General features: G+C 62.3%; 15 protein-coding genes. 12 read left to right on the top strand and 3 right to left on the bottom strand.

Going from position 1 to position 15,818, the window contains the following annotated elements; genetic code table 11:
• Positions 1–103 precede the first annotated feature (103 nt).
• The 5 genes from H2510_RS14100 (at position 104) to H2510_RS14080 (ending at position 6,044) form a co-directional block, all read left to right on the top strand.
• Entirely contained in the window at positions 104–1,174 is a 1,071-nt protein-coding gene (locus tag H2510_RS14100; protein WP_186628949.1) for a MadB family AAA-type ATPase, read from the top strand.
• The gene (locus H2510_RS14095) at positions 1,171–2,688 is read left to right on the top strand and encodes a MadC family VWA domain-containing protein (RefSeq protein WP_186628948.1); all 1,518 of its coding nucleotides are present in this window, start codon (positions 1,171–1,173) and stop codon (positions 2,686–2,688) included. The genes H2510_RS14100 and H2510_RS14095 overlap by 4 nt, the downstream gene beginning before the upstream one ends.
• A 148-nt stretch (positions 2,689–2,836) precedes the next feature.
• Complete coding sequence (locus tag H2510_RS14090; RefSeq protein WP_186628947.1) at positions 2,837–4,054, top strand: iron-containing alcohol dehydrogenase; 1,218 nt, start codon at positions 2,837–2,839, stop codon at positions 4,052–4,054.
• Positions 4,051–5,397 (top strand): MadS family sensor histidine kinase, encoded by a 1,347-nt coding sequence (locus H2510_RS14085; protein ID WP_315901375.1) that lies wholly within the window; start codon positions 4,051–4,053, stop codon positions 5,395–5,397. Before H2510_RS14090 ends, H2510_RS14085 begins: the two co-directional genes overlap by 4 nt.
• Positions 5,394–6,044 (top strand): MadR family response regulator transcription factor, encoded by a 651-nt coding sequence (locus tag H2510_RS14080; protein ID WP_186628946.1) that lies wholly within the window; start codon positions 5,394–5,396, stop codon positions 6,042–6,044. Before H2510_RS14085 ends, H2510_RS14080 begins: the two co-directional genes overlap by 4 nt.
• Positions 6,045–6,064: 20 nt before the next feature.
• On the opposite strand, the gene mftM is transcribed toward H2510_RS14080, so the two are convergent.
• Both mftM and mftR read right to left on the bottom strand, forming a co-directional pair.
• A complete protein-coding gene (gene mftM, locus H2510_RS14075) occupies positions 6,065–6,901 on the bottom strand; it encodes a mycofactocin oligosaccharide methyltransferase MftM (protein ID WP_186628945.1) in 837 nt (278 codons plus the stop codon).
• Positions 6,898–7,536 (bottom strand): mycofactocin system transcriptional regulator, encoded by a 639-nt coding sequence (gene mftR, locus H2510_RS14070; protein ID WP_186628944.1) that lies wholly within the window; start codon positions 7,534–7,536, stop codon positions 6,898–6,900. Before mftR ends, mftM begins: the two co-directional genes overlap by 4 nt.
• Positions 7,537–7,647: 111 nt before the next feature.
• Between mftR and mftA the strand changes: the two genes are divergently transcribed.
• The 6 genes from mftA (at position 7,648) to H2510_RS14040 (ending at position 14,418) form a co-directional block, all read left to right on the top strand.
• Complete coding sequence (mftA, locus tag H2510_RS14065; RefSeq protein ID WP_084348019.1) at positions 7,648–7,761, top strand: mycofactocin precursor MftA; 114 nt, start codon at positions 7,648–7,650, stop codon at positions 7,759–7,761.
• A gap of 1 nt (position 7,762) precedes the next feature.
• Entirely contained in the window at positions 7,763–8,065 is a 303-nt protein-coding gene (mftB, locus tag H2510_RS14060; protein ID WP_084348020.1) for a mycofactocin biosynthesis chaperone MftB, read from the top strand.
• Between the two features lie 98 nt (positions 8,066–8,163).
• Complete coding sequence (gene mftC / locus H2510_RS14055; protein ID WP_186628943.1) at positions 8,164–9,414, top strand: mycofactocin radical SAM maturase; 1,251 nt, start codon at positions 8,164–8,166, stop codon at positions 9,412–9,414.
• Positions 9,415–9,426: 12 nt separating this feature from the next.
• The gene (gene mftD / locus H2510_RS14050; protein WP_186628942.1) at positions 9,427–10,605 is read left to right on the top strand and encodes a pre-mycofactocin synthase MftD; all 1,179 of its coding nucleotides are present in this window, start codon (positions 9,427–9,429) and stop codon (positions 10,603–10,605) included.
• Between the two features lie 4 nt (positions 10,606–10,609).
• Positions 10,610–12,472, top strand: a complete 1,863-nt coding sequence (locus H2510_RS14045; RefSeq protein WP_186628941.1) for a mycofactocin system FadH/OYE family oxidoreductase 1 — start codon at positions 10,610–10,612, stop codon at positions 12,470–12,472.
• The gene (locus H2510_RS14040; RefSeq protein ID WP_186628940.1) at positions 12,469–14,418 is read left to right on the top strand and encodes a mycofactocin system FadH/OYE family oxidoreductase 2; all 1,950 of its coding nucleotides are present in this window, start codon (positions 12,469–12,471) and stop codon (positions 14,416–14,418) included. The genes H2510_RS14045 and H2510_RS14040 overlap by 4 nt, the downstream gene beginning before the upstream one ends.
• Positions 14,419–14,448: 30 nt before the next feature.
• On the opposite strand, the gene H2510_RS14035 is transcribed toward H2510_RS14040, so the two are convergent.
• Positions 14,449–14,943: a pyridoxamine 5'-phosphate oxidase family protein gene (locus H2510_RS14035; RefSeq protein ID WP_186628939.1), complete on the bottom strand. Its 495-nt coding sequence runs from the start codon at positions 14,941–14,943 to the stop codon at positions 14,449–14,451.
• A 78-nt stretch (positions 14,944–15,021) separates the two neighbouring features.
• On the opposite strand from H2510_RS14035, the gene mftE reads away from it, so the two are divergent.
• The gene (gene mftE, locus H2510_RS14030; RefSeq protein ID WP_186628938.1) at positions 15,022–15,726 is read left to right on the top strand and encodes a mycofactocin biosynthesis peptidyl-dipeptidase MftE; all 705 of its coding nucleotides are present in this window, start codon (positions 15,022–15,024) and stop codon (positions 15,724–15,726) included.
• Positions 15,727–15,818: the final 92 nt, after the last annotated feature.

The following is a 15,818-nucleotide window of genomic DNA, read 5'->3' as shown; positions in this document are numbered from 1 at the left end:
AGTCACCAACGTGCTGTCGGCGTGGTCGGGTGCACCTACGTGCACCCGACCACGCCTGCAGGAACTCGGTCGTTCGGGCCACACACCTACGAGAAGGACACCAATGACAAGGTTGTCGACAGTGCATAACGACGAGGGGCATAACGACGACGAGGTGCATAGCGACGAGGGGACCGTCCGATTCGTCGACGCGACGGATCTACAACGAGCATTGGGCGAGCAGAACTACATCGCCGATGACGATCTCGCTACCGTGGTTCATCTGGCGACCGCCTTGGATCGACCATTACTGCTGGAAGGCCCAGCGGGCGTAGGGAAGACGGAATTGGCGAAGTCGCTCGCGGCGGCCAGCGGGCGCAAGCTCGTACGGCTTCAGTGCTACGAGGGCCTCGATGACAACCGAGCACTGTACGAATGGGATTATGCCAAGCAACTCCTGCACGTGCAGATGCTACGGGAGCATATCGGCGCGTTGACCGAACACATCACCGACATCGACGAAGCATCGAAGTTACTGGCAGCCAGAGACTTCGGTCTGTATTCCGAGGCATTCCTCGCGGTTCGTCCGTTGCTCGAATCCGTGCTGTCCGAGGAACCGGTGGTACTGCTTGTCGACGAGGTCGACCGCACCGAGGAATCCATGGAAGCACTGCTGCTCGAGGTTCTGGCCGAAAAACAGGTCACCATTCCCGAAGTGGGCACATTCACCGCCCGTAGTGACCCGTGGGTCATATTGACCTCCAACGATACTCGCGAACTTTCCTCAGCCCTCAAGCGTCGCTGCTTGCACTTTCATCTCGACTACCCGACGCCGCAGCGAGAGCGGGAGATCGTCACGGCCCGCGCTCCCGAAGTCCCGGTGAAGGTTGCCGCCGACGTCGTGGCATTGGCAGCCGAGCTGCGCGAACTCCCGTTGCGGAAGAGCCCCTCCATCTCGGAGGTCATCGACGCCGCTCGGATAGCAGCCGTTCTCGGTCATACCGAAGAAACCAAGAAGTACCTGCTTGCCGCGCTCGTCAAATATTCCTCCGATATGAAACTGGCGCTTGCAGGGGCTGTGCCGGACAAGCTCACGGTTGCTGAGAGCTCACTCGGAGCGCCGATGAATACCACCGCCTCCGCATTTCGTGGCCATGGTGGCCGCGAAAAGGGCGGCATCGGGATACGAAAATGACTGGTGCACCGACCTTTTCACCGTCGATCGTGTTGGATGTGCTGTCGGCGGTGTTCGGACGTACCTTGCGAGTCCACGGCGTCGCCTCCTCTCCGGCCGAAGTGATCGAAGTTCGGCGCGTTCTCGGTCTGATCGGCGCCCGCGACCTCACGGTTCTTCGTGCGGCTCTTCGGGCTACGTGCGCGAAGTATGCGCACGAGCAGGATGGTTTCGATCGGGCGTTCGATTCGCTGTTCCTCGTTGACCGAGAGTCCGCGACGGAGTCTGCCCGGCAAGCGTTGGGTGCGCAGGTGGCCGGCGGCTTGCCCAGTGATCTCGACGTCGGCGCGGATCAGGAAGCGGCGAAGTACGCGGAGTACAACGAGCGAGCAGTGGAAATCGGTGATCTCCTCGATGCCCCGGAAGCGGACAAGGGCTTCAATCCGCACAAGGACGATGACGACATCAGCCTGTCCTCCGAGGATCACGACCTTTCGGTCGACACCGACGGCGACATGGGCAGAAGGGGTGTTACGTACACCGTCGATCTCGAACGTTCGGGATCGACTGCCGCGGGGGAGTTGGCGTCGAGTACCAGCGGGGCCGTGGCGGGGACGCTCAGCTGGGACGATCCGGCGAGCATTCTGGCGTGGTTCGATGCCTACGATCCGCGCAGCGTCTACGGCGACGGCACCGATTCGGGACCGTTGTCGGCAGCGCAACTCGACCGAATCACCGACGCTGTCGAAGCATTCGTAGCTGCGCTCGCCGAGCTGACCGGGACTTTGTCCACACCGGACCCGTCGGACGTCGCTGATCGTGCCACCGAGCGTCACGCCGAGATCGATCGGGCAAGCCATGAGGTGCTGCGCCGGATGCGAGGCAAGCCACGTCCGAGGCCGCGGGAACATTCGCGTGGGCCCCTCGACATGCGTCGGACGGTTCGAGCGAGTCTGGGGACCGATGGCATCCCGTTTCACTTGGTGACCAGAACGCCGGTAGCGGACAAGGTCCGGCTGCTGATTCTGGCGGACGTATCGCTATCGGTCCGGCCGATCACGGCGTTCACGCTGCGGCTCGCGCAGGCCATGCACAAGAGGGCCCATCGGTGCACAGTGATGGGCTTCGTCGACTCGCCGGTAGATGTGACCACCACGCTGCTCGGTAGCACCGGCGATGGTGCATTGGCAGCAGTGTTGGCCGACGAGCGTCTCGATCTCGAAGCGAGCAGTGATTACGGGAAGACCTTCGCGAATCTACTCGACGAGTACGGCGATGTTCTGAACAAGCGCACCGCTGTCATCATCGTCGGAGACGGCCGCTGCAACGGTCGACCACCGGGGATCGACGAACTCGAGAAGATCCGTTCGAAGGTGCACCGGTTGGCGTGGATCACTCCGGAATCACGACGCTACTGGGATCAAGCCTCCTGCTCGATGGGAGATTACGAGCGGATTTGCGATCACATCGTCGTCGCCCGTGACGGTCAGCAGCTGACGGCTCAGGCTGCAGAGTTGGGGCACGCGCTCTCCTGACCGGCGAAAGCCCGTGACCTACCCGATCGGGCAGGTCACGACCCCTCCTCGCGCCCGTGGGGATGATGCTCTTGGACTCGTATGGTTGTAACGTGCATCACATACGATCCGAACACGGCGACGACAGGCATTGCAGAGGCGAGAACCGATGATCGAAGCGGCAGCGACAGGCCAGGCGCTGCACGATCTGCATTCACATCGCAGTTCTGTGGAAACACCCAGAGTCCTCAAATTCCATGCGCCCGAGATCGTGTTCGGTCAGGATTCGTTGGGTGAAGTTGCACATTCGGCCCTGCGCTTGGGTGCAAGGCGACCGATGGTGGTCACCGACGCCGGGCTGATCGAGACAGGCTGGGTTGCCCAGCTGATCCAATCACTCGAAGACCAGGGTCTCGAACCGACTATCTGGAGCGCTCTGACGCCGAATCCCAAGGACGTCGAGATCGAAGCAGGACACGCCTCGTATCAGGAGTCCGAATGTGACGTCCTGGTGGCCATCGGGGGTGGTTCGGTCATGGATGCGGCCAAAGGAATCGCAGTTCTCGCGGGCAACGGTGGATCGATACTCGACTACGAGGGAGTGGATCGAGCTACCCGCCCGATCCCGCCGCTCGTGATGGTCCCCACGACGTCGGGTACCGGGGCCGACGTCTCGCAGTTCTGTATCGTCACCGACACCGCACGGTCGAGAAAGATCACCATCCTCGGCCGCGGGTTGGTTCCGGACATCACCGTCATCGATCCTCGTCTGTTGACCACGATGCCCGAATGGCTCAACGCAGCAACAGGTTTGGATGCGTTGACGCACGGAATCGAGGCTTTCGTCTCGCTCGGTCACAATCAACTCACCGATCATCACGCGCTGCGGGCGGTCACCATGGTCACCTCGCATCTCGCTCGTACGATGGACGTTCCGTCGGACATCGTTGCCCGTACGTCGATGGCACAGGCGAGTCTCGAAGCGGGACTGGCGTTCACCAATGCCATCCTCGGAGCGACACATGCGATGAGTCACCAAGTCGGTGGGCTACTGGACCTCCCGCACGGGGTCATCAACGGTGTCCTTCTCCCGCACGTCATCAGGTTCAACGCCGAGGCGGATCCGCTTCCGTATGTGGCGATCGCAACAAGCCTCGGACTCGAAGAGGCCCGCGGTCCTGCGGAGGAGGCTGCCTTGGCTGTAGCCGCTCGAGTCGAGCGATTGGCGCGGCAAGTCGGAGTTCCCAAAGGCCTCGGCGACATCGGGGTGAGCGAGCACGATATCGACGTGCTCGCAACCAACGCCCTACGCGATGCATGTATGTCGACCAACCCTCGCCCGGCCACCCATCATGAGATGGCAGAACTGTTCAGGGCGGCGCTGTGACGGCCTCGCAGCCCGATCTCTCGCTACTGACAGGCCTGAGGTCAGGCAAGAACACGTTCTACCCGCAGTATCGCGGTGCGGCAGAGCGGCTGGAGCGGGTGGTCCACGCATTGGAACTGATCTCGCGCGCGCTCGTGCGCACCGTCGACGGCCCGGAGACTCTCATCTGCGCCGTCGCCGAGGCAGCCAGGGCGCATCTGAGCGCGCAATGGGTTGTCTTCGCACTCGCCGACGGAGCGTTGGGCGACGCAGGCCCGCGGCGACTCGTTCTCGGCCCTGACGCCACCCCATTTCTCGTCGACAACGTAGAAGGACCACCACTGCCCGAGGACGTCGTCGAGTGCCTGGAGTCGATCAGGCTCGCGACGATCGGCGACGGGCGTGACCCCGTCATCGCGCCCCATCACGCCTTCGTTCCCATCGCCCTCGACGGTGGCGTCGTCGGCGCTTTTGCGGCATGGACACCCGACCACCGCGTACTCGACGCGACCGACTCGGCCGTATTGAGCATTCTAGCGAGTCAAACTGCTGTTGCACTGCAGAACTCGGCGCTGTACCAGAGCCGAAGAGTCCTCCTCGAGCGCGCCGAGAGTGCCTACGCCGAAGCGCATCGGACAGCAGCCGATCTGGCGATCCGCAACGCCGAACTCGAAGCGACGCAACGCCAACTGGGCGCAGCTCATCGCCATCAGGTTCTCGATGACGAGCGTCATCGTATTGCCCGAGAACTACATGACAGTGTGACTCAGGCGGTTCTGTCGGCCGGGATGCAAATCGAATTGTGCCGCAACGATATTCCAGCTGACGAGCGTAGAGAACGACTCGATCTGGCGAAGGAGTTGACCCGACGGGCCGTCGAACAACTGCGTTCGGCGATCTATGCGCTCAACCACGCGCAGGACGCCGACCGCACCTCGCTGCCGGAGATGCTCGAACAACTCTCGATCGTGCGCATGCCGGACGAACTGCGGGTGTCGTTGCGGATAGAAGGTACCCCCCTCGAACTCAGTAGCGAGTGCGAGCACGGACTACTGCGCATCGCGGGAGAGGCATTGTTCAACACAGCCGTCCACGCTGGTGCGACGCGGGCGACGCTGCGCTTGGCCTACCGTGAAGATCACGTGCAACTGTCCGTTGCCGATGACGGCCACGGCGACCCCGCGTATCTCCGCCTGATGCTTCGGATGGCCGAGAACAACGACGTCGACGGCAGACACCGAGGCCTGGCAAACATGGCCGCGCGGGCGCGTGAGCACGGTGGTGCACTCGAAATCCGTAGGGCCAGAATCGGCGGTGTGCGCGTATCTGCGCGTATCCCGTACGAGAGAGTGAGCAACCCGTGACCGTACACACCGACGTAGTTCGTATCGTGCTGGTCGACGATCACGCCATTCTGCGCGACGGCCTCAGGTCCGTACTGGAACGCGAACCGGATCTGACCATCGTCGGAGAAGCGTCGTCGAGGGGGGAGGGCCTGTCCGTGGTGGATCGGGTCGAACCGGACATCGTGCTGATGGACCTGAAATTGTCGGCGAGTTCGGACTACGAGGGCCTCGCGCTGTGTGCGCAACTGTCGGGAGCGCACCCCGGCATCGGTCTCCTGGTGCTGACCACATTTCTCGACGACCGACTGGTCGTGGAGGCAGTGCACGCGGGCGCGCGTGGATATGTTGTCAAAGACGTCGACACCACCGAGCTCGTTCGTGCCATCCGGGCAGTGTCACGAGGTGAGAGTGCGTTCGATTCCCGGAGTGCGTCTGCAGTTGTTCGATCTCTCAACGGGCAAGGCTCGAGCGTCGAGAGGCTGACCGATCGTGAACTCGAGGTTCTGCGACTACTGGCAACTGGACTGTCCAACAACAGTATCGGCACCAAACTGTTCATCTCGGCGACAACGGTGAAGTTTCACGTCAGCAACCTGATGCGCAAACTCGGTGTCAGCCGTCGCGCCGAGGCGGTCTATGCCGCCAGCAAGCAAGGGCTGATCTGAGGTCGGTGCGGTGCATCGGCTCATGCCGGAAGCGGAACCGATGTTTTGTCCAGAACCAACCACCCGCCGTGGAATTCGGCAACGTCGAAGTCGGTATCGGTAGATCGTCCCAGTTCGATCAAGGCTGCCTCGTCGAAGGTGCGGACGTGGCCATGGCAGGCGGTGGCCTCGAATTCGAAAGGTACAGCGATGACAACTCTGTTCCGTGCGATGCGTAAGGCCTCGTCGATGATTCGCGCGCCGGTATTTGCGTCCACGTGCTCGAGGAGGTGCAAGGCCGTCACCGTGTCGACGCTGTTGTCCGCGAGTGGAACATCGGCAGCGTCGCAGGTCAGCGTCTCGATGGTGACGCCAAGGTGGGGCGCGACGGTATCGAGTAGGCGCATGGTGCCGGCCGACAGATCGGTGGCGGTCACGGCATGTCCGCTCAATGCCAGGCGGAGTGGAAAGAATCCGAAACACGAACCCAGATCCAGAACCGAACCGATCACCAAGGATTCTGCGCGCTCGTGAATGGACGCGAAATCGGCAGCTCCCGATAGCAATTCGTCGAGCGAGTTTCGGTAATACGTGGCCCATGCTTGCACCGGATCGGCAACTGTTGATCGAACGAGGCCGACCATCACCAGTTCGAACTCCCGCTGAGACAGGTCGGCCTCGACTGCGTGTGCGGTGATCTCCCGGACGAGTCTTTCGCCGATATGCTTCGAGCTCAGTCCGTGGCGTACTTCCACTGCGTCGCCGCGGCGAACCACGCCTATGTGGCCGGGTGCTGCCTGCGGGGTGAACGAGACGGTCGTATTTTCATGTGTCCACGAACCTGGAACGCTGGGCGCGAGGGCGTCTAGTTCGGTCATGTCGATTCTTTCGCGTAAGTGCTCGAAGCCGTCGGAGTGCTGGGAATGCCGGAATACAGCGTTCTGGTGCCGTCGGACAGAAGCTCGGCGAGGTCGAGTGTTTCATCGGTGAGCCACTGCTCGTATGCAGACATTGCCACACCGAGAACCAGCCAGCCAACCGTTCGGGGAAAGTGATCGCTTGGGTTCGAATCCGTTCGCGCCGCCACGTATTCGGTGATGACACCCCGCCAGCCCTCGTACATGAGCATCGAGTAACCCTGGAGTGCCGGATTTCGCAGAATCAACTCCATGCGTTGGCGATGGACCGCGCGTTCGTCCTCGGGGAAAGTGTTGAAATGTAGAAGCGCCGAGCGAATCCCGTCGGCCAGCAAGATGTCACGGGGAAGTGCCGCAAGAAGGCTGCGAAGTGCACCGAGTTGTTCGTCGAAGTCCCCCCACGGTACGGCGTTCTTGGATGGGAAGTATCGAAAGAACGTGCGCCGCGCGATGCCGGCGGCTTCGGCGATCTCGTCCACGCTGGTCTCGTCGAATCCGTTCCGAGCGAAGAGCTCGATGCCGAGATCGCTGATTTCACCTCTCGTTGTGGATGGGCGTCGACCTACCCGGCTGGACAGTTTCGTACGGCTTTCCACTTTTTCTCTCCGATTGGTGTCATTCTGCACTCGATGCCATTATTGTAGTGAACCAAGTCACGTTCAGTACCGGATGTGGCGGATCCACATATTTTCACCTGGAGGTAAGCGATGTCCCAGAATTCGAAGACCGACGTTGTCAACGCTGCAGTGATCGAGACCGACCTCGTCGAAGAATCCCTCGTCGAAGAGGTTTCCATCGACGGTATGTGCGGCGTCTACTGACATGTCCGCACCCGTGAAGTCGTCCCAGGAAGCTGCACTGGACCTGGATGCTCGATGGGCTCTTCACCCGCAGGTGGCGCTGCGTCCCGAGTCGTTCGGGGCGCTGCTCTACCACTTCGGGACACGTAAACTCTCGTTTCTCAAGAACCGGACGATCGTGACGATCATCGAATCGTTACCCGATCATTCTGACCTGCGGTCCGCGATCACGGCTGCAGGAATCGCAGAGTCGGCGGTACCCCAGTACACGCGCGCCCTCGCGACACTGGTCGGTTCGCACATGATCGTCCGCATCGACGCCTGATCACACCCTCGCCAGAGAACTCTCAGCAGAGAACTCGGGCACCACGGAAGCAGCCCCTTCCATCGTCTCGCCACACCCATACCGAAGAGGACAACCCGATGACCTCCATGCTTGAAAGGCCTGCGCCACCGCCTGCGGTCGGCAAACTGGTCGATCAGTTCGAACTCGGACTCGACGCACCCATCTGTCTGACGTGGGAACTGACCTACGCCTGCAACCTGTCTTGCGTTCACTGCCTGTCCTCATCCGGCCGGCGTGACCCCAACGAGCTCTCGACCGAGCAGTGCAAGTCGATCATCGACGAGTTGCAGAAGATGCAGGTCTTCTACGTCAATATCGGTGGCGGTGAGCCGACGGTTCGAAGCGATTTCTGGGAACTCGTGGACTACGCGACGGCCCATCAGGTCGGCGTGAAGTTCTCCACCAACGGCGTCAAGATCGACAAGAAGGTCGCTGCCCGCCTGGCCGCATCCGACTACGTCGATGTGCAGATTTCCATCGACGGCGCCACTGCAGAGGTCAACGATGCAGTTCGCGGACCCGGATCCTTCGACATGGCGATCCGCGCCCTCGAGAACCTGCAGGAGGCGGGGTTCAAGGACGCGAAGATCTCTGTAGTCGTCACCCGCCACAACGTGTCGCAGCTCGATACGTTCAAGGCGCTGGCGGACAAATACGGTGCGACACTTCGGATCACGCGCCTACGCCCGTCGGGCCGCGGCGCCGATGTGTGGGATGATCTGCATCCCACGGCCGGCCAGCAGCGAGAGCTGTACGACTGGCTCGTCGCGAACGGCGAGGGTGTATTGACCGGAGACTCGTTCTTTCACCTCTCTGCTTTCGGCGACGCGCTACCCGGTTTGAACCTGTGCGGCGCTGGGCGAGTGGTGTGCTTGATCGATCCGATCGGCGACGTCTATGCCTGCCCGTTCGCTATCCACGAGAACTTCCTCGCCGGAAACATCGTCCGCGATGCGCGTCCCGCGACAGCGACATCTGCGGCTATAGGCGGTTTCCAAACCGTCTGGCAGACATCTGAATTGTTCCAGGAACTGCGGTCCCCGCAAACCTCCGGTGCGTGTACCAAGTGCGCACATTTCGATTCGTGCCGCGGTGGCTGCATGGCAGCAAAGTTTTTCACCGGCCTCCCCATGGACGGCCCTGACCCCGAATGCGTGATCGGCAACGGAGAGATGGCGTTGGCCGCAGCGGGAGAAATCCCCAAGTCCAGCGTCGACCACTCCCGCACCGGGCAGCGCAAGACACCGAGAGCGTCGGTTCCGCTCACCTTGATGATGCGGCCACCGGCCAAGATCTGCGACGAGAATCCTCTCGCAGGAATGGAATAGGAACATATAGCTATGGCCAACAGTGCGTGGTTCGAGACCGTTGCCGAGGCGCAACGGCGTGCCAAGAAACGCCTTCCGAAATCCGTGTACGCCGCACTGGTAGCGGGCTCGGAGCGGGGCATCACCGTCGACGACAACACGGCGGCATTCGGTGAGCTCGGCTTCGCGCCACATGTTGCCGGGTTGTCGGACAAACGCGATCTGTCGACAACGGTCATGGGACAACCACTCTCGTTTCCGGTCATGATCTCGCCGACGGGTGTGCAGGCCGTGCACCCGGAAGGCGAGGTCGCCGTGGCCCGTGCCGCAGCCGCTCGCGGAATCCCGGTCGGGTTGTCCTCCTTTGCGAGCAAATCCATCGAAGAGGTCGCGGCAGTGAACCCGCAGACGTTCTTCCAGATGTATTGGGTCGGCTCGCGCGAGGTTCTGCTTCAGCGCATGGAGCGGGCACGTGCGGCCGGCGCGGTCGGATTGATCATGACGCTGGACTGGTCTTTCTCGAACGGGCGCGACTGGGGCAGTCCGTCGATCCCGGAAAAGATGGACCTCAAGGCGATGTGGCAGTTCGCTCCCGAAGGCATCACGCGTCCGAAATGGTTGTGGGAGTTTGCGAAAACTGGAAAAATTCCTGACCTGTCGACGCCGAACCTGACCCCACCCGGGGGTACTGCGCCCACATTCTTCGGTGCATACGGCGAGTGGATGGGTACCCCGTTGCCGACCTGGGAGGACGTCGCTTGGCTGCGTGAGCAGTGGGGCGGGCCGTTCATGCTCAAGGGAGTCATGCGTGTCGATGACGCCAAGAAGGCAGTCGACGCCGGAGTCACCGCCATCTCGGTGTCCAACCATGGTGGCAACAACCTCGATGGCACTCCCGCGCCGATCCGCGCGCTGCCTGCGATCGCCGAGGCAGTGGGCGATCAGATCGAGATCACTCTCGACGGCGGCATCCGTCGCGGAAGCGACGTCGTCAAAGCACTTGCACTCGGTGCTCGTGCTGTCATGATCGGCCGGGCGTACCTGTGGGGTCTTTCAGCGAACGGTCAGGCCGGCGTGGAGAACGTTCTCGATATTCTGCGGGGCGGCGTCGACTCCGCTGTTCTCGGACTCGGACACTCCTCCGTCCACGACCTGACCGCATCGGACGTCGTCATGCCGTTGGGATTCGACCGGAAGCTTGGTGCAGAGTAGAGAGGTGACTCTGCTGACGGAGCCGATCGTCCTCGGTGGACGGTCGGCTGCCAGTCGAGTGATGTTCGGCCCGCACGAAACCAATCTTGCTGACGGCCGGGCTTTCTCGCGGGAACTGGTCGAGTACTACCGCCGTAGGGCGGGTGTCGGGATCATCGTCACCGAGAATGCGTCGGTGCATCGGTCGGACTGGCCGTACGAGCGAGCGCCGCTGGCGTCGGAGTGCGGGCCCGGTTGGCAGGCTGTGGTCGACGCGTGCAGACCGAACGGAACGCTCGTTCTGGCAGGCCTGACTCACACCGGATCCCAAGGCTCGCCTGCGTACTCGCGGGAGGCACTGTGGGGGCCGTCGCACGTCGCGGACGTGGCTTCGCGTGAGTTGCCGATGGAGATGGAACCGGAACACATCCGTGCCGCGGTGGACGGGTTCGCTGACGCTGCTCGCGTTGCTGCCGCTGCCGACGTCGACGGCGTCGAACTCGATGCAGGTCCATCGAGCCTGATACGGCAGTTCCTCTCCGGCCTGACCAATCTGCGAGAAGACGAATACGGCACCGACCGAATGCTGTTCGTACGGACCGTGGTTGCCGCGGTGCGGGCCGAGCTCGGTCCGGATCGCATCCTTGCGCTGCGGCTGAGCTGTGACGAGGGGGCACCGTGGGCGGGGATCACTCCCGCGATCGGTGCCGACATCGCTCGCGAGATCGCGCCGAAACTCGATCTGCTTACCGTCGTTCGAGGTGGGGCGATGGCCACGTCCACCTATCGCCCGGACTTCCACACCGAGCCCGGTTTCAACCTCGACCTGTGCCGATCGGTATCGGACTCCGTCGACGGCATGGTTCCCGTTGTGCTGCAAGGCAGCATCGTCGACACGGCGATGGCCGAAGCCGCACTCTCCGAAGGTGTTGCGGACATCATCGAGATGACACGAGCGTTGATTGCCGATCCCGATCTGGTATCGAAGTCGCGAGCCGGTGCGAGCCCGAGGCCGTGCATTCTGTGCAACCAGACCTGCCTGGTTCGGGATCCGCGTAACCCGACCGTGGCGTGCATCGGACGAGCAGGCGATGACCCGGAGCCGGACGGTGCAGGCAAGGTGCTGGTGGTGGGTGGTGGCCCCGCTGGTCTCGAAGCAGCGCGGGTGTTGGCCTTGCGGGGTCGGACGGTCACCTTGTACGAGCGTAAGCCCGTGCTGGGGGGCTTGTTTTCGCTCACGAGCACTGGGGAGGCGTTGACCGATTGGCTCGCGGCCGAATGTGTCCATCTCGGGGTCGATATCGTGACCGGTGTCGAGATCGGACCCGGCGATCTCGAGGCAGGAACGGATGTCGTCCTCGCAACCGGCAGTGTGCCGAGTCCGCGATCGTTCGAGGTGGCTTCAGGAGTGCGCTACCTTGATTCCGGAGCTGTTCTGGGCGGTGCAGCGCTCGACGAGGGGCCCGTTGTCGTGTGGGATCCGGTCGGTGGGCCCGTGGCTGTCGCACTTGCAGAGCACTTTGCAAAGGCAGGTAGGGACGTTTCCGTGGTGACTGTCGATCAGATCATCGGCCGACACCTTTCCTTGTCCGGTGACCTCGCTCCGGCCAACGTTCGGTTGCAGCGCGCGGGCGTCCGGCGTCATCTACTGTCAAAAATTCTGCGGGTCGGCCATGACGGCGCCGAGATCGAAGACGTGAATACCGGTCAGCGCCGGATGATCGAATGCGCAGTGGTAGTGGACTGCTCACATCGATCTGCTGAGGATTCCTTGCACGGTCCTGGGCGAACGACGATAGGGGACTGCCTTGCTCCTCGTTCTGTTGCCGAGGCCATTCGAGACGGGTACGACGCCGGAGGGCACAAGCCCATGGGGTCTGTCCGATGAACTATCCGCGGCTGTTCGCCCCTCTCGACATCGGTCGTTCGACGCTGCGGAACCGAGTTGTCTTCTCTGCACATCTGACCAACTTCGCCGAGAACGGCCTCCCGACGGATCGCCACGCCGCCTATTACGCAGCTCGTGCCGCGGGCGGGGCTGGATTGATCATCGTCGAGGAACAGTCCACCCACCCGTCGGATCAGCCGTACGAGAAGATGATTCAAGGATACCGCCCAGCGGTGATACCTGGATATCGAGCGATCACCGACGCCGTACACGCGCACGGTGCGCTCGTTCTGGCGCAGGTCAACCACAATGGTGGACAGTCGTCAGGAATGTATTCGGGGCGCGCGGTCCTCGCACCCAGCGCTATCGCTGATCCGCTCTTTCGAGAGGTGCCGCATTCCCTCGACCGGGTCGAGATCGGCGAGTTGACAGACGCATACGTGCGCGTCGCCGAGCATTGCAGGGACGGCGGATTCGACGGCGTGGAGCTGCAGTGCTCACAGTCCTCGTTGATCCGAATGTTCCTGGCACGCAGTACGAACCATCGCACCGACGAATACGGGGGTGACCTCGCCGGTCGGGCTCGATTCCTGGTGGAGGTTCTCTCGGCAGTCCGCGCAGCTCTGGGGCCCGAGATGATCGTTGGAGTGAGGCTGAGCGGGCAGGAATACATCGACGGGGGTATCCGTCTGGACGAAGCCGTGGACACCGCTGTCCTCGTCGAACGAACCGGTTCGGTCGATTACATCAATACCGCAATCGGCGTGGCGACCTCGACGCTCCACCTGATCGAGGCATCGATGGCAACGCCCCATGGTTACGCGAACTTCGTGCCCAGCGCTATCCGAGAGCGGGTGTCGTTGCCGGTGATCGGGGTCGGACGATTCACCACGCCGGAGATGGCCGAGCAAGCTCTCGCCGACGGTGTCTGCGATCTGGTCGGAATCGTTCGTGGCCATATTGCAGACCCTGAGTTCGCGAACAAGGCCCGTGAAGGCCGTGCGCCAGAAGTCCACACCTGCCTGTCCTGCAATCAGGACTGCATCGGACGCGTCGGAATGAACGCCGCATTGGGGTGCGTCGTAAACCCGAGCGCCGGAAGAGAATTCCTAGCCGTGCCGGCGTTGCCCGCATCACGACGGACAGTCCTGATCGTCGGCGGTGGACCGGCAGGACTGCAGGCGGCATCGAGTGCTGCCCATGCAGGACATGACGTCACGTTGTACGAACGCCAGCCACAGACCGGGGGACAGGTCCGGACCGCAGGACGGGCTCCCCATCGCGCCGAATTCGCCGGAGTCGTCGATGTTCTCGAAGCCGAATGCCGCGCACGCGGAGTGAAAATTCGAACGGGCGTGGAGGTCGACAGAATGCTCGTCCTGACGCAGAAGCCGAACGTGGTGGTGATCGCGACCGGGGCAAACCCGGTGCGCCCGGAGTGGGCAGGTTCCCACGATCATGTCGTCGACGTCCGTGAGGTCCTCGACGGCACGGCGGCACTGTCAGGTCGCGTCCTGATCGTCGACGAACTGAGTTTCCACCAAGCGACGTCGACGGCCGAATTTCTGGCCGAGCGCGGCTGTCAGGTGACGGTATGCACGCCGGGGATGGTCGTCGGGCAGGATCTCGGGCTCACTCTGGACATGGAAGGGTGGCGGCGGCGCGCACACGAACAGTCGATCACCTGCCTGACCGATGTCGTCCCGGTCCAGCTACGCGCCGGCCTCGATATTTCGCTGCTCCATCACCCGACCGGAGTGGCGGCGAACCATCGCTTCGATTGGATCGTGTGCTCGCTCTATCAGAAACCGGACGATTCACTGTGGAAAGAGCTGAAAGACGAAGGCTTTTCGGTCGTACGCATCGGCGATGCCGTCGCACCTCGCCGACTGGATTCGGCGATACGCGAGGGGGAGCGCGCGGCGAGGGGCATTGCAGCCACGTGACGATCAAGCCCCGACGAACCGACTGCGCCGTTACAGATCCACGGTGTCGTTGGTTCCCACGTCTGGCTTGTCTCCGGTGATTCGGGACTTTGCGTAGGCAATCAGCGTCGAGACCTTCGAGCCGGGGGCCGACCAGTATTCGGCGCCTTCGGCTTCGACCTTGATCAGAACGACCTCCTCGGACTCGGGGCCGTTGTCGAACCACGCCGCAGCCGCCTGATTCCACAGGTCTTTCTTCTTCGATTCGTCGCGAACGATCTCGGCGCTACCGGACAACGAGACCCATGCGGTTCCCGACTGAAATGCAACGTTGACCGAACTGTTCGCTCGTACATCCATGACCTTGCGCGAGTCATTGCGAGCGAAGAACCATAGGTCGCCGTCGAATTCTGTCTCTTGCAACGCCATCGGCCTCGACAGGAGATGCCCATCGCGGCCGTGGGTGGTGAACATGCAGAGTTTCGATTCACCCATGAGGCCGGCTACTTTTTCGACGCCGGCTGTTCGGTCTTCGGCAGATGTCATGCAGGGTGCTTACCCGCGACCTCGATCGGCAAACGCCGATGCGAGGTGGTCGATCGGATATCCGATAGCATCCACGGAATGCTGCCGCCACCCGTCTCCGAGCCGTCGCGACTAGGCATCGGTGGTTGGCCGCGAGTGCAAGGCTCTCAGACCGTCGTTGTCCCCGTCGGATCGTTCGAGCAGCATGGACCGCACCTGCCGCTGGATACCGATACCCGCATCGCCGAGGCGCTCGCGATGCGGTTGCCCGGCACCGTTCTTGCTCCGGCTATCGCATATGGAGCAAGTGGGGAGCACGAGGGCTTTCCTGGGACCGTATCCATCGGTTCGGACGCGTTGCACGCGGTTCTGGTCGAGTACGGACGCTCAGCGTGCCGTTGGGCCGAGCGTGTCGTATTCGTCAACGGTCACGGTGGAAACGTTTCGACGCTGATCTCCGCCGTCGGACTGCTGCGTTACGAGGGCCGCGATGTAGCGTGGCTGCCCTGTGTCGTCCCCGGCGCGGACGCGCACGCCGGGCGCACCGAAACTTCACTGCTGCTCTACCTTTCACCCGACGTCGTCGACATGTCCCGTGCAGAGGTAGGAAATACCGACACAATCGATTCTTTGCTTCCGCGCCTGCGTGCGGGGGGTACGAGGGCGGTATCACCCAACGGGATTCTCGGTGACCCGCGACTGTCCAGCGGGGATGAGGGCGAGGTAGTACTGCAGGAGATGTGTGCACGGGGCAGCGCTGCAGTGAGTCGGTGGGCACCATCCGATACCGGAATGTTGACGTGATTCAGGTCCTCGATCCGTCCCGGCAAAACCGGCTTCGAGTATGTTCCTCGAAATTTAGGGCAGTGGATGACACATCGGCGCAATGTCCGCTT

Source organism: Rhodococcus sp. BP22, assembly GCF_014281965.1.
Classification (GTDB): domain Bacteria; phylum Actinomycetota; class Actinomycetes; order Mycobacteriales; family Mycobacteriaceae; genus Rhodococcoides.
The sequence above is the reverse complement of the archived record's forward strand: the minus strand, read 5'-3'. Positions and strand labels throughout refer to the sequence as shown.

What these genes read in the sequence shown, in the direction of transcription:
- H2510_RS14100 (WP_186628949.1), top strand. Translation starts at nt 104, where the DNA reads ATGACAAGGTTGTCGACAGTGCATAACGACGAGGGGCATAACGACGAC.
- H2510_RS14095 (WP_186628948.1), top strand. Translation starts at nt 1,171, where the DNA reads ATGACTGGTGCACCGACCTTTTCACCGTCGATCGTGTTGGATGTGCTG.
- H2510_RS14090 (WP_186628947.1), top strand. Translation starts at nt 2,837, where the DNA reads ATGATCGAAGCGGCAGCGACAGGCCAGGCGCTGCACGATCTGCATTCA.
- mftM (WP_186628945.1), bottom strand. Translation starts at nt 6,901, where the DNA reads ATGACCGAACTAGACGCCCTCGCGCCCAGCGTTCCAGGTTCGTGGACA.
- mftA (WP_084348019.1), top strand. Translation starts at nt 7,648, where the DNA reads ATGTCCCAGAATTCGAAGACCGACGTTGTCAACGCTGCAGTGATCGAG.
- mftB (WP_084348020.1), top strand. Translation starts at nt 7,763, where the DNA reads ATGTCCGCACCCGTGAAGTCGTCCCAGGAAGCTGCACTGGACCTGGAT.
- mftC (WP_186628943.1), top strand. Translation starts at nt 8,164, where the DNA reads ATGACCTCCATGCTTGAAAGGCCTGCGCCACCGCCTGCGGTCGGCAAA.
- mftD (WP_186628942.1), top strand. Translation starts at nt 9,427, where the DNA reads ATGGCCAACAGTGCGTGGTTCGAGACCGTTGCCGAGGCGCAACGGCGT.
- H2510_RS14040 (WP_186628940.1), top strand. Translation starts at nt 12,469, where the DNA reads ATGAACTATCCGCGGCTGTTCGCCCCTCTCGACATCGGTCGTTCGACG.
- H2510_RS14035 (WP_186628939.1), bottom strand. Translation starts at nt 14,943, where the DNA reads ATGACATCTGCCGAAGACCGAACAGCCGGCGTCGAAAAAGTAGCCGGC.
- mftE (WP_186628938.1), top strand. Translation starts at nt 15,022, where the DNA reads ATGCTGCCGCCACCCGTCTCCGAGCCGTCGCGACTAGGCATCGGTGGT.